We start from the raw sequence: 11,896 nt of genomic DNA, 5'->3' as shown, positions 1-11,896 counted from the left end.
CGGGCCGGCCAAATAAGTACAGCCGTTTGCGGTGCATCAAGGCCGGCATTGCGGCGACGGGTAGAGTTCACTTGTCGCGAGCTTCAGACAGCTCGCGGCAAGGAAGGTTGATCATGCAGATTCGATCAAAGTCGCTGCCGCAGAGGTTCTCACTGCGTCGCGGAACTCAGAACTTCGTCGCGCCCGGCCAAGGCCGCACGGAGACGTCCCATCCCTTGCTCGTCTTCTCCGTCGTGGTGCTGCTGGCCTTGTTCGCCATCCTGGAGGTCGACGTGCACACGGCGCAGCTTCAGGCCATCGGCCTGCTCGGCCATGGCACCGGGATCGATCCCGTCTTCCTGAGCCCGTAGCGGACGGAACCCGATCGCGGCCACAAGGCCGCGACCGGGTTACACGTAGGCAGACTCCATAGTTTGAGCATGATCTTTTCGGAAAACCACTACGCACTTTTCCGGATCATGCTCTAGTCGTTCTCGTAGCCGTAGACTTCCGGCAGAATGAAGATCGCGGCGAGCAGTCCGATCAGCGGGAAGATTGCGACGAACAGCGTGGCGTTGGCCTGTCCGATCGCCGCGAACAGCGACGGGAACAGGAAGATCGCCAGGAACGACGGCAGCTTGACGAACATGTAGGCGAAGCCGCTGGCGGTGCCGCGATATTTCGGCTTGGCGACCATGGTCGGAATCGTCATGCAGTTCGACGCGTCCCAATAATGGCCCCACAACATGGCGGCGGCGGCGAACGGCAGCAGTATCTTGTTGTCGGTGTAGAGCGCGAAGGCCGCGACCAGAAGTGAAGCCAGCACGATGCCGAAACCGGCGATGGCGATACCGCGATGGCCGATCTTCGGCGTCAGCAGCGGACCGACCCAGCCGGACAACGCGGCGAAGCAAAACAGTCCCATCGTCACCAGGTTGTTGCCGAGCACGCTCGACACGCCGACCATCACGAACAGCACCGGCAGGTAGAACGCGAAGGTCGAGAATTCGCTGCCTTGCGCGAAGCAGGCGATCCAGCCGTAGATCGTGGCGCGCCAGCGGATCGGGTCCTGCTTGAGATCGGCGAGGAATGCGCGGGTCGAGACCTTCGGCACCTTGACGTCGCGATCCGGCAGCATGTCGAGATTGTCGTTGAACATCTCGCGCGCGACCTGCTTGGCCTCGCGGTAGCGGCCCTTTTGCACCAGCCACACCGCCGTCTCCGGCACGTCGTGGCGCATGATCAGGATGATCAGCGCCGGCACCGCGCCGAGACCCAGCGTCACGCGCCACAGCATCTCGTGGTTCATGTCGGTCAGGAGGAAGATCACGATGACGCCGATGGTCAGGACCTCGCCGACGGCGAACATGAACTGCCAGCGGTTGCCCATGACCTCGCGCTCGCCCTTGGCCATGGATTCCATGATGTAGGTGTAGCCGGTCGAGATGTCGGAGCCGAGCGGGATGCCGAGCAGGAAGCGGATCACGACGAGCCAGGCGACGTCAGGCACGAAGGCCTGCGCCAGCGCCAGCACGATGAACATCACCATCGTCACCAGGAACATCACGCGGCGCCCGATCTTGTCGGACAGCCAACCGCCGAGCAGCGCGCCGATCAGGGCGCCGCCTTGCGTGCCGGCCGCCGCAAGGCCCAGCATCAGCGGATCGGGATTGTACTGCTCCTTGATGAAGATCAGCACGAAGGCGATCGAATAGAGGTCCCAGGCCTCGACCAGGATCGAGGCCATCATCAGCCAGCCGACCTTGTTGCCCTTGGGGCTGTAGTTCGTGATGAGGTAGCGGACCGCGGCTTCGCTCGCGGTCGGTTGTGGCATCGCCATCGTTGACATTTTCTTGGTCCTCTCTTCGAAACTCTCTACGTGCCGAGCAGCGGCTCGATGCTGCAATCGAGCAGGCGCGGATCAATCCCGGCCTCCATGCCCGTGAACATCGAATCCATGTAGTCGATCAGGGCATCGCTCGCCCTCACCGCATCCTCGACGCGGCGGTTGGCGACGGCCGCGAGAATGGCGAGATGATGATCGATCGTGCCTGACAGATCCGCCTGCCCCGGCATGAAGCGGTGGTGGATGTAGCCGATGCGCCGATACAGCGTGTGCAGCGGTCGCATCGTATGCACCAGGAACGGCTCGCCGGCCGCCTCCAGCACCAGCGCGTCGATGCGGCGGTCGATATTGTTGAATTCGTCGAGGGTCAGGCTGGCGCGGCGCTCGCGCAGCAGACGCTCGATGTGCAGCGCCTGATTGCGATGCGAGAGGCTGGCACGATCGGCGGCAAGGCGGATCACGAAGCGTTCCATATCGCGGCGCAGGCCGAGCAGCATGCGCTCGCGCGCCAGATCGATCGGCGCGATGTGCAGACCGTGACGGGGTCGGATGATGATCAGGGTATCTGCCGAGAGACGATTGACGGCGTGATGCACCGGTGTGCGCCCGAAGCCGGTGATGTGCTGCAATTCCAGCATCGTCATGAATTGTCCGGGCTTGAGCTCGCAGTGAACAAGGAGCTCTTCGATCTTCTGGTAGGCCAGCTCGAAGAAATTGAGCCGGTTGCGCCGCGAGGGCTTGCCCTCGCCGTCGTCGTCGTTTCTCACCACCTCGAGCGTGCGCTTGCGCTTTGCCATGTCGTTCTCTCCCGTCGGCCGCGCTCTCGTTGCTGGATGGCGCCCTGTTTGTTGGAGCCTTAAAACATGTTGTGATATATTACAAGCCGGCGTAAGACTCCCGCGCGACCTGCAACATGTTGCAGTGCGAAATGAGACGACGGACGCGCGACGTCTGTAATGGGAGGACAATTGCCGTGAAGATCACGTCGATCGAGACGCTGCGTACCGAAGAATTTTCCAACGTCATCTGGGTGCGCGTTCACACCGACACGGGTGTGATCGGACTCGGCGAAACGTTCTACGGCGCGGGCGCGGTCGAAGCGCAGATCCACGACACCTTTGCCGGCCGCCTGCTCGGCCGCAATCCCCTGCACATCGAAGCCATCCATCGCGACATGCTGAACCTGCCGATGGCGCAGTCCTCGACCGGTGTCGAATATCGCGCCGCCTCCGCGATCGACATTGCGTTGTGGGATTTGTTCGGCAAGGTCTGCGGCCAGCCGGTGCACCAGATGCTCGGCGGCCTCTGCCGCGACAAGCAGCGCATCTACAACACCTGCGCCGGCACGCAATATGTCCGCTCAACCAATATCAGCCCGGTCGCGAACTGGAACCTCGGCGCCTCCAAGGGACCTTACGAGGATCTCGACGGTTTCATGCATCGCGCCGACGCGCTCGCCGAAAGCCTCCTGGAAAGCGGCATCTCCGCCATGAAGATATGGCCGTTCGATCCGGCCGCGCAGGAGAACAAGGGCCTCTACATCACCGCCGCGCAGATGAAGCAGGCCATCGAACCTTTCGAGAAGATCCGCAAGGCGGTCGGCGACAGGATGGAGATCATGGTCGAGCTCCACTCGCTGTGGAACCTGCCGACGGCCAAGCAGATCGCGCGCGCGCTCGAGCCCTACAAGCCGACCTGGTACGAGGACCCGATCCGCATGAACTCGCCGCAGGCGCTGGCCGAATATGCGCGCTCGACCGACGTCTGGGTCTGCGCCAGCGAGACGCTGGGCTCGCGCTTCCCCTACAAGGACATGCTCGACCGCGACGCCATGCACGTGGTGATGGCGGATCTGTGCTGGACCGGCGGCCTCACCGAGGGCCGCAAGATCGCCGCGATGGCCGAGACCTATCACCGGCCCTTCGCACCGCACGATTGCATCGGCCCAATCGGCTTCATTGCGGCCATCCACATGTCGTTCAGCCAGCCCAACACGCTGATCCAGGAATCAGTGCGCGCCTTCTACAAGGGCTGGTACAATGAGCTCGTCACCACGATGCCGACGATCAGGGACGGTTACGTCTATCCGATGGAAGGACCCGGCCTCGGCGTCGATCTCCTGCCCGCCGTCTTCGACCGCTCCGATCTCACCGTGCGCCGCTCCAACGTCTGAGGACTTCCCGAGATGAGCACTTCCCTTTTCGATCTCTCCGGCCGCACCGCGCTCGTGACCGGTTCCTCCCGCGGCCTCGGCCGCGCCATCGCCGAGGGCATGGCCAAAGCCGGCGCCAGGATCATCGTCAACGGCGTCGATGGCAAGCGCGTCGAGCAGGCCGTCGCCGAATTTCGGGCCGCCGGGCATCAAGCCGAAGGCGCCGCGTTCAACGTCACCGACGAGCCCGCCATCGTCGCCGCCTTCGAGCGCTTCGACCGCGAAGGGCTCGCCGTCGACATCCTCGTCAACAATGCCGGCATCCAGCACCGCAAGCCGCTGGTTGAATTCACCACCGACGAGTGGCGCAAGGTGATCGAGACCAACCTCACCAGCGCCTTCGTGATCGGCCGCGAGGCGGCCAGGCGCATGATCCCGCGCAAGCACGGCAAGATCATCAACATCGGCTCGCTCGGCAGCGAGCTCGCCCGCCCGACCATCGCGCCCTACACCGCGGCCAAGGGCGGCATCAAGAACCTGACCCGCTCGATGGCGGTGGAATGGGCGCAGCACGGCATCCAGGCCAATGCGATCGGCCCCGGCTACATGCTGACCGACATGAACGAGGCGTTGGTCAACAACGCCGACTTCAACAACTGGCTGATGGGCCGCATTCCCTCCAAGCGCTGGGGCAAGCCGGACGAGCTGGTGGGCGCTGCGATCTTCCTCGCTTCGGACGCCTCGACCTATGTCAATGGCCAGATCGTCTATGTCGATGGCGGCATGATCGCCGCGATGTGACCGCGAACCAGGAGCAGCCCATGCGCGCCGTCGTCATCCACGCACCGAAGGATTTGCGGATCGACCTGTATCCCGATCCGGCGCCCGGTCCGGGCGAAGTCCGCGTCAAGATCGCCAATGGCGGCATCTGCGGCTCGGACCTGCATTACTACCATCACGGTGGTTTCGGCGTCGTCCGCATTCAGCAGCCGATGGCGCTGGGACACGAAATTGCCGGCGTGGTTGCGGTGGTCGGTGACGGCGTCAGCACCGTGAAGCCCGGCACTCGCGTTGCAGTCAACCCGAGCAAGCCGTGCGGGGGGTGCCTGCATTGCCAGGAGGGCATGCGCAACCAGTGCCTCGACATGCGTTTCCTCGGCAGCGCGATGCGCTTTCCCCACGTGCAGGGCGGCTTTCGCGAGTTCATCACGGTCGATGCGACGCAGGCCGTGCCGATCGCGGACAAGCTCTCGCTCGCCGAAGCCGCGGTCGCCGAGCCGCTCGCGGTCTGCCTGCACGCCGGCAAGCAGGCCGGTCCCCTGCTCGGCAAGCGCGTGCTGATCACCGGCTGCGGTCCGATCGGCGCGTTGATGATCCTGGTCTCGCGCTTCGGCGGCGCGGCCGAGATCGTGGTGACCGATGTCGCGGACGCGCCGCTCGCGGTCGCCAGGAAGCTCGGCGCCACGCACGCCATCAACGTCGCGACCGACGCTGCCGCGCTCGATCCCTGGCGCGCCGGCAAGGGCGTCTTCGACACGCTGTTCGAGGCCTCCGGCAATCAGGCGGCGCTGCGGACCGCGCTCGACGTTCTCAGGCCGGGTGCGACGCTGGTGCAGCTCGGCCTCGGCGGCGAGATGACGCTGCCGATCAACGCCATCGTCGCCAAGGAATTGCAGCTCCGCGGCACCTTCCGCTTCGATCCCGAGTTCCAGCTGGCGGTGCGCCTGATGGGCGAAGGCCTGATCGACGTCAAGCCCTTGATCACGGCCACCATGCCGTTCGAGAACGCCGTCGCCGCCTTCGAGCTTGCCAGCGACCGCTCGCAGTCGATGAAGGTGCAGCTGACGTTCTGAACCGCGCTACTGGCTCTCGATCAGCCGGTCGCTGACCAGCCGCACGGCTCCGCGCTTCCAGGAATAGTCCGCGCCCATGCGCAGGCCGCTGTCGCCACGCGTCAGCACCGTGCCGGTCCTGGCGTCGCGCACCTGGAAGCCGAGCGTGTATTCGGTGCGGCTCACCCGCCGCACCACGCCGATCAGCGACTGATCTGCGCCGAGCTCCTTCGCGATCGCGGCCTCGCAACCGCCGCAGTCGCGCAAGGCACGCCCCTTCCCCGCCGCGCCGCCGACGTCGACGATGCGGTAGCGGCCGGATTGGCCCAGGGCCTCGCGCACGCTGCCGGTCACCTCGGCCATGTATGCCGCGTCCGATGCCGCCGATGCGCCCGTCGAGGCGGCGGTCGTATCCTCCAGCTCGAAATCGAACACGGCGAGCGCGACCGGCGCGGGCGTTGCGAGCGCAGCCATGATCTCGCGGGAGACGAAGATCTCGGCGCGCTCCCAGGATTCATCATTGTCGCCGCGGAAGCTGTAGAGCTTGTCCATCACGAGCTTCTTGGCGCCGATTTCGATCACGGCGACCTTGGCCCATTGCACCAGCGTGCTCGTCTTCTGGATGCCGCCGATCACCTTGAACGCCGCGCCGTCCTGGGCGGATGGAACCAGCCGATAGCGCGGGTTCGCAGCGATGTCCCTTCGAAGCGCGGCCATGAACGCCGCCAGCCGCCGCTCGTGGGCGGCGGTCTGGTCGGCCGGCTCGGCAGAGGTGTCGGTATAGCTGAAATCGTCCATGGCCACGCCAATGGCGTCCCCGGCATCGGCCCGCGAGCCAGAGAGGACGCAGAGGACAAAGACGAGAATCAGCCGGGAGCGGTGCATGAACAGGCCTCGTCGATGGAGCGGCCCGCAAATCTGGACGGGTCGCCTGACGCCATGCAGCCGTGACCGTCCCGGCGAATGCCGGGAAAATTTCACGACGTTGCACTGCGGTAAGGCGGGAACGCTTTCCGCCGCTTGCGTTCTGCCCTTTAATGCGCGAGCGACAAACCCGTTCGCACCAGGTGTCCGCCGATGTGGAATCGCCCGAGGTTCGATCTCAAGATCCGTCTGACGTTGCGCGTGGCCGCGATATCGGCTGCCTGCTTCGCCGCGATTTCCGCCTATTTCCTCGTGACGGCCGATCGCGCCGCGCATGCGCGCATCGACAGTATCGCCGCCATCGTAGCGAAGTCGCTGGAGTTGCAACAGGGCAAGGTCCAGTGGGTGGCCAGCCCGCGCTCGGACTTTCCGAACCTCGATCCTGTTTCTGCCTATGTGATGACGCCCGGCCTGTGTCTGGCATTCCGCGGCACGAGCGGCGACATCCTCCAGCGCTTCTGTAGCGGCGCGCCTGCTCCGGCGAACCCGCCGCCGCAGGCCTTCACCGCCTTCTACCGCAGCCTGTTCGACCCCGGCCGCGAGGCGGCACGGCCCGTGATCGTGCGCGGAACGAAGCTCGGCGAGACCGTGGTCTCGGTCGATGCGGCCGTGCAGACGGCCGAAGCCTGGCACGAGGCCGGCCGCCTGATGATCGCGCTTGCGATCGCGCTGCCGCTGCTCTGCGCGCTGGTCTATGCCGCGCTGGCCCGCGCCCTGCGCCCTACCCGCATGATCGGCAACGGCCTCGAGCGCATCGCTGCCGGCGATCTCACGACGCGGCTGCCGCCGTTCGACCTCGCCGAGCTCTCCGCCATCCGCGACGTCTTCAACCATCTCGCCGAAAGCCTCGACACCGCGCTTGCCGAACGCAACGAGCTGACGCGGAAGCTGATCGCGCTCCAGGACGAGGAGCGCCGCCATCTCGCGCGTGAGCTGCATGACGAGTTCGGCCAGTCGCTGGCCGCGATCCGCGCGCTGGCCGCGTCCGCCCGCCAGACTGCGGCGCAGGACTGTCCCGCCTTGCTCGGAGAGTGCGACGGCATTGCCCGGACCGCGACCGGCATGATGGAGACGCTGCGCGGCGCGCTGTTCCGGTTGCGGCCGCCCGATGTCGACGAGCTCGGCCTCGTCGCGAGCCTCGAAGGACTGGTGTCGGGGTGGAACGGCCGCAGCCGCGGCCAGACCCGCTTCGATATCCGGTTCGACGGCGCCTTCGAGAGCGTGCCCGCCTCGGTCAGCGCCAATCTCTACCGCATCGTGCAGGAGGCACTCACCAACGCGGCCAAGCACGCCGGCGCAACGAAGGTCAGCGTGCATCTGACGATGGCCAACGATGAGATCGCGCTCGCGATCGAGGATGACGGCCGGCCGAACGAGGCTGCCGCCAAATCCGGCATGGGCCTGCTCGGCATGCGCGAGCGCGTCGCCGCGCTTCGCGGCCGGCTGAGCTTCGAGACCGGCCCTCACGGCTCGGCGCTGCGCGTGTTCATTCCGCTCGCGGCCGCCGATCGGCAGGCGCTGGAGCACGCGGCATGAGCGCGGCCGACGCCACCATCCTGCTGGTGGACGACCATTCCGTCGTCCGCGAAGGCTACCGCTCGGTGCTCCAGAAGCAGCCGGGCTTGCGCGTCGTCGCCGAGGCAGCCGATGGGGCGGAGGCCTATCGTCTGTACAAATCCGAAGCGCCCGACCTCGTCATCATGGACCTCAGCATGCCCGGCATCGGCGGCATCGAGGCCGTCAGGCGGATCAGGCAGTGGGACAAGACGGCACGGATCCTCATCTTCACCATGCACGAGAATGCCGGCTTTGCCGTGCAGGCGATCCGCGCCGGCGCGAGGGGTTACGTCACCAAGACCAGCCCGCCCGAGACGCTGGTGCGCGCGGTCAAGGACGTGCTCGCCGGCAAGATCGCGATCAGCCCCGATATCGACCACGAGCTTGCGCTCAGCCGCATCAGCGGCGAGAGCTCGGCCGCCGACGTGCTGACGCCGCGCGAATTCGAGGTGCTGCGGCTGCTGCTCGCCGAGAACACGACGGAGGAGATCGCCGAGACGCTGCATGTCAGCCCGAAGACGGTGGCGAACCTGCATTCCCTGATCAAGGACAAGCTCGGCGTCGGCTCCGACATCGAGCTGGTCCGCCTGGCGCTGCGCCAGGGACTGTTGACCGAGGTCTGATCGCCGTTGCCTTACGGCTCCAGCCTCGCGCCGTCAGGAGAGAACGCCTCCACCGTGTCACCGATCCTGAACGACATCATGTCACGGCCGACGAGCAACGGGCCCTTGTAAGCGGTGCGCGTGCGCAGGATCAGCGGCTCCTCGGGAATATCGGGCGCGGGCTTCACCGTGCCGAACACGATGTGGGAATAGACCGCGAGTTTTGGCCTGGCGGCCGCAAAGATCTGGCCGGCCTCCTCGGGCGAGGTATGGTGCGCCTGAATGTCCTTGTAGACGGGATTTTTGACCAGCAGCTCCGGTTCGATGACCGCGACCTCGTGGATCAGCAGGTCAGCGCCCTCGGCCGCCTTCGCGATGCGCTCATCATACTTGGTGTCGCCCGACAGCACGACCTTGTGGCCGCCATATTCGACGATGTAACCGAACGAAGGCTTGATCTTCTCGCCGTGGTTCACCTCGATCGCGCTGACTTTCACGCCGTTGTTCTCATAGACCCGCCCGGCTTCGATATCCTTTGCCGCGAACGTGACCGCTACGGGATCGAGATGCTCGTCATCGATGCGGATGCGGACGTCGTCGGCGAAGGCTTTGGTGAGGTTTTCCGTCATGGCGACGGTTCCCTTCGGGCCATAGAGCTTCATCGGCCCCTTACGCGAAGCCCAGGGCGTGGCAAGCCACCCTGTCAGCCACATGTCGGGAAGGCCGACGACGTGGTCCGAATGCAGATGCGTGATGAAGTTCGCGGTGATCGCGCCGAGTGGAATCTTCAGCTTGTAGAGCTGGATGGTCGCGCCGCGGCCGAGATCGAACAGCAGTTTTTCGCTCCCTGCCTCCACGAGCGTCGACGCGCTGAAACTGGTCGGTCGCGGCGTCGGCACGCCCGTGCCGAGCAGCGTGACCTTCATCGGTTCGGCGGAGGCGACCGTGGTGAACGCGAGCAGCACGAGGCACGCCCGCAGGAGCGTTTTGCGCATATTTCCTCTTCCTGAGTATTGGATTGTTGGCCCGCGGATCATTCGCGCGCGATCACCTGGTCCAGCCACGCGCAGTTGAGCGGCGGCACGCGCGGATCGGCGACGCGCACGCCGCGCGCGGCCGCATCGAGCCGCATGTCGCGCAAGCGCTTGCGCTGCTCCTCGGGCATATGGAGCCGCTCGTGGCCCCATAGGGAGGGCCCATCAAAGGTCTCGTGCGGCTGCCAGGTCTCGGGATCGATGACGCGCGCGCCCCAGCCGTATTCGATGAAGAAGCCGGACGGCGTATTCACGTAGAACGAGGTCATGTGGTCATTGGTGTGCCGGCCGAGCGTGTAGGCGATGCGCCCCGCGTCCAACTGCGCGAGGTCGTAGCCCTGCCCGACGTCATCGAGACTGCCGAGCTCGACCATGAAGTGATGCATCGCCTTCCGCCCCGAGCCGACCATCGCAAAGGAGTGGTGGCGGCCATTGACGTGGAAGAAATAGAGCCCGTAGGGCTTCAGCCCGAAATCGGAGACGTGGAAGCCGAGCACGTCGCGATAGAACGGCAACAGAGGCTCGACATCCTCCACGTTGAGCACGACATGCCCCAAGCCGAGCGCGCCGGTGCGGAAGCCCGAGATCGGACGGCCCGGCTTGAAGGGCTCGCTCGCAAGCTCCGGCTTGCAAAACGCTTCCAGCCGGTTGCCGGCGGGATCGGCAAACGCGATCAGCTCGGCGACATGCCGCTCGTCAGCGAGTGCACGCGAGCCTCGGAGCACCTTGATGCCATGGCTCTCCAGCCGTCCTGCCAACCGGTCCAGTTCGGCAGTCGAAGGAACCTCCCATCCCATCACCGCAAGGCCGGCATCGCTGCCACCATCGACGATCAAGCGCTGCTTGCGGTCGTCCATGCGGAAGGCGCGCATCTTGCCGCCGCGATCGACCTGCTGCATGCCGAGCAACCCGGTCGCCATCCGGCTCCACTGGTCGAGCTGGGATGAACCGATTCCGATATAGCCGAGCGCTGTGATTTCCATCGACGTCCTCCCGAAGGCATCGCGATCGCCACACCGCGGCGAGCTTGATACCGGCCGCGCGCGATCCTACGGTGGCGTTCCGCAATCGCTTCGCGTTCGCAACGACGATAGCCGCGCCGCGATGTGCCACAAGGGAGGAAATACGAAGTGTCCAAGGAGCGGACGCCGAACGGCCAGCCGCGGCAGTCTGAGGGCGTCCGCGCCTTCAAGCGCGGGCTCGACGTGCTGCACGAAGTCAACCGCTCCGGCGGCATCCGCGCCGGCGACGTCGCCCGCGCGCTCGACCTGCCCCGACCCACCGTCTACCGCCTGCTCGAAACTCTGGAGGAACTCGGCTACATCGCCCGCAGCGCCAGCGACGACCGATTTCGAGTCACCCGGCGCGCGCTGAGCCTCGGCGACGGCTACGATCCTGGAGTGGTGATCTGCCAGGCGGCGGCGCCTTATCTTGCCGATCTCAGCAAAAAACTGGTCTGGCCGGTCGATCTCTCCACCTATGAGAACGCGGCGATGGTGGTGCAGGAGACCACACACTCTCGCAGCCCGCTCTCGATTGACCGCGGCATGATCGGCAAGCGCCTGCCGATGCTGCGCACGTCTGCGGGCCGCGCCTATCTCGCCGCCTGCCCCGCGCGCGAACGCGATCTGATCGTCAATCACCTGCGCCGGATCGACGAAGCCGACGACCGCCCCTTCCTCGACCAGGGCCGGCTCGACCGCATGATCGCCGAGACCGCCGCACGAGGTTACGCGATCCGCAGCGAGGGCGAATTCAATCCCAAGACGGCTTCGATTGCCGTCGCCATTGTGCGCAATGGTGTGGTGTTCGGCTGCATCTCCATCATCTGGATCCGTTCGGCGCTGGGCATCGAGGAAGCCATCGCAACCTTTGTCGATCCGATACGCCGAGCCGCGGAAGCCATCGACGTCGGCGCCTGAAGCAACGCCAGAGCTCCGATCAGAGGGATACCGAAAGGTGCGCGGCAG

General features: G+C 65.5%; 12 protein-coding genes. 7 read left to right on the top strand and 5 right to left on the bottom strand.

The window, feature by feature from the left end; all coding sequences use genetic code 11:
- Positions 1–113: 113 nt before the first annotated feature.
- Positions 114–350 carry a hypothetical protein gene (locus tag EDE08_RS05020; protein ID WP_131867761.1) on the top strand — a complete coding sequence of 79 codons (237 nt, stop codon included), beginning with the start codon at positions 114–116 and terminating at the stop codon, positions 348–350.
- Between the two features lie 113 nt (positions 351–463).
- On the opposite strand, the gene EDE08_RS05015 is transcribed toward EDE08_RS05020, so the two are convergent.
- Positions 464–1,828, bottom strand: a complete 1,365-nt coding sequence (locus tag EDE08_RS05015) for an MFS transporter (RefSeq protein WP_131867759.1) — start codon at positions 1,826–1,828, stop codon at positions 464–466.
- A 26-nt stretch (positions 1,829–1,854) separates the two neighbouring features.
- On the bottom strand, positions 1,855–2,622 hold the full coding sequence (locus EDE08_RS05010; protein WP_131867757.1) for a GntR family transcriptional regulator: 768 nt from the start codon (positions 2,620–2,622) through the stop codon (positions 1,855–1,857).
- Between the two features lie 176 nt (positions 2,623–2,798).
- Between EDE08_RS05010 and EDE08_RS05005 the strand changes: the two genes are divergently transcribed.
- Genes EDE08_RS05005 through EDE08_RS04995 form a run of 3 tightly spaced genes read left to right on the top strand, consistent with a single transcriptional unit; the run spans position 2,799 to position 5,830 of the window.
- On the top strand, positions 2,799–3,998 hold the full coding sequence (locus tag EDE08_RS05005) for a mandelate racemase/muconate lactonizing enzyme family protein (RefSeq protein ID WP_165935760.1): 1,200 nt from the start codon (positions 2,799–2,801) through the stop codon (positions 3,996–3,998).
- 12 nt (positions 3,999–4,010) lie between these two features.
- Positions 4,011–4,778 carry an SDR family oxidoreductase gene (locus EDE08_RS05000; protein WP_131867753.1) on the top strand — a complete coding sequence of 256 codons (768 nt, stop codon included), beginning with the start codon at positions 4,011–4,013 and terminating at the stop codon, positions 4,776–4,778.
- Between the two features lie 20 nt (positions 4,779–4,798).
- Positions 4,799–5,830, top strand: a complete 1,032-nt coding sequence (locus tag EDE08_RS04995) for an L-idonate 5-dehydrogenase (RefSeq protein WP_131867751.1) — start codon at positions 4,799–4,801, stop codon at positions 5,828–5,830.
- A gap of 6 nt (positions 5,831–5,836) precedes the next feature.
- Here EDE08_RS04995 and EDE08_RS04990 read toward each other — a convergent pair whose 3' ends face one another.
- On the bottom strand, positions 5,837–6,694 hold the full coding sequence (locus EDE08_RS04990) for a DUF3280 domain-containing protein (protein WP_165935761.1): 858 nt from the start codon (positions 6,692–6,694) through the stop codon (positions 5,837–5,839).
- Positions 6,695–6,886: 192 nt separating this feature from the next.
- On the opposite strand from EDE08_RS04990, the gene EDE08_RS04985 reads away from it, so the two are divergent.
- Together EDE08_RS04985 and EDE08_RS04980 are read left to right on the top strand one after the other, a co-directional pair.
- Positions 6,887–8,269, top strand: a complete 1,383-nt coding sequence (locus EDE08_RS04985; protein WP_131867747.1) for a sensor histidine kinase — start codon at positions 6,887–6,889, stop codon at positions 8,267–8,269.
- Entirely contained in the window at positions 8,266–8,913 is a 648-nt protein-coding gene (locus EDE08_RS04980; RefSeq protein WP_131867745.1) for a response regulator, read from the top strand. The genes EDE08_RS04985 and EDE08_RS04980 overlap by 4 nt, the downstream gene beginning before the upstream one ends.
- An 11-nt stretch (positions 8,914–8,924) precedes the next feature.
- Here EDE08_RS04980 and EDE08_RS04975 read toward each other — a convergent pair whose 3' ends face one another.
- A complete protein-coding gene (locus EDE08_RS04975) occupies positions 8,925–9,887 on the bottom strand; it encodes an MBL fold metallo-hydrolase (RefSeq protein ID WP_131867743.1) in 963 nt (320 codons plus the stop codon).
- Positions 9,888–9,925: 38 nt separating this feature from the next.
- Entirely contained in the window at positions 9,926–10,909 is a 984-nt protein-coding gene (locus tag EDE08_RS04970) for a VOC family protein (RefSeq protein ID WP_165935762.1), read from the bottom strand.
- A 147-nt stretch (positions 10,910–11,056) separates the two neighbouring features.
- Here EDE08_RS04970 and EDE08_RS04965 point away from each other — a divergent pair, with 147 nt between their 5' ends.
- Positions 11,057–11,848: a DNA-binding transcriptional regulator gene (locus tag EDE08_RS04965; protein ID WP_131867741.1), complete on the top strand. Its 792-nt coding sequence runs from the start codon at positions 11,057–11,059 to the stop codon at positions 11,846–11,848.
- Positions 11,849–11,896 lie beyond the last annotated feature (48 nt).

Source organism: Bradyrhizobium sp. R2.2-H (genome assembly GCF_004346455.1).
GTDB classification, from domain to species: Bacteria; Pseudomonadota; Alphaproteobacteria; order Rhizobiales; family Xanthobacteraceae; genus Bradyrhizobium; species Bradyrhizobium diversitatis.
The sequence above is the reverse complement of the archived record's forward strand: the minus strand, read 5'-3'. Positions and strand labels throughout refer to the sequence as shown.

Bases quoted from the DNA above. Each gene is read 5' to 3' on its own strand.
- EDE08_RS05020 (WP_131867761.1), top strand. From the start codon at position 114: ATGCAGATTCGATCAAAGTCGCTGCCGCAGAGGTTCTCACTGCGTCGC.
- EDE08_RS04975 (WP_131867743.1), bottom strand. From the start codon at position 9,887: ATGCGCAAAACGCTCCTGCGGGCGTGCCTCGTGCTGCTCGCGTTCACC.
- EDE08_RS04980 (WP_131867745.1), top strand. From the start codon at position 8,266: ATGAGCGCGGCCGACGCCACCATCCTGCTGGTGGACGACCATTCCGTC.
- EDE08_RS05015 (WP_131867759.1), bottom strand. From the start codon at position 1,828: ATGTCAACGATGGCGATGCCACAACCGACCGCGAGCGAAGCCGCGGTC.
- EDE08_RS04970 (WP_165935762.1), bottom strand. From the start codon at position 10,909: ATGGAAATCACAGCGCTCGGCTATATCGGAATCGGTTCATCCCAGCTC.
- EDE08_RS05010 (WP_131867757.1), bottom strand. From the start codon at position 2,622: ATGGCAAAGCGCAAGCGCACGCTCGAGGTGGTGAGAAACGACGACGAC.
- EDE08_RS04985 (WP_131867747.1), top strand. From the start codon at position 6,887: ATGTGGAATCGCCCGAGGTTCGATCTCAAGATCCGTCTGACGTTGCGC.
- EDE08_RS04995 (WP_131867751.1), top strand. From the start codon at position 4,799: ATGCGCGCCGTCGTCATCCACGCACCGAAGGATTTGCGGATCGACCTG.
- EDE08_RS04990 (WP_165935761.1), bottom strand. From the start codon at position 6,694: ATGCACCGCTCCCGGCTGATTCTCGTCTTTGTCCTCTGCGTCCTCTCT.
- EDE08_RS05000 (WP_131867753.1), top strand. From the start codon at position 4,011: ATGAGCACTTCCCTTTTCGATCTCTCCGGCCGCACCGCGCTCGTGACC.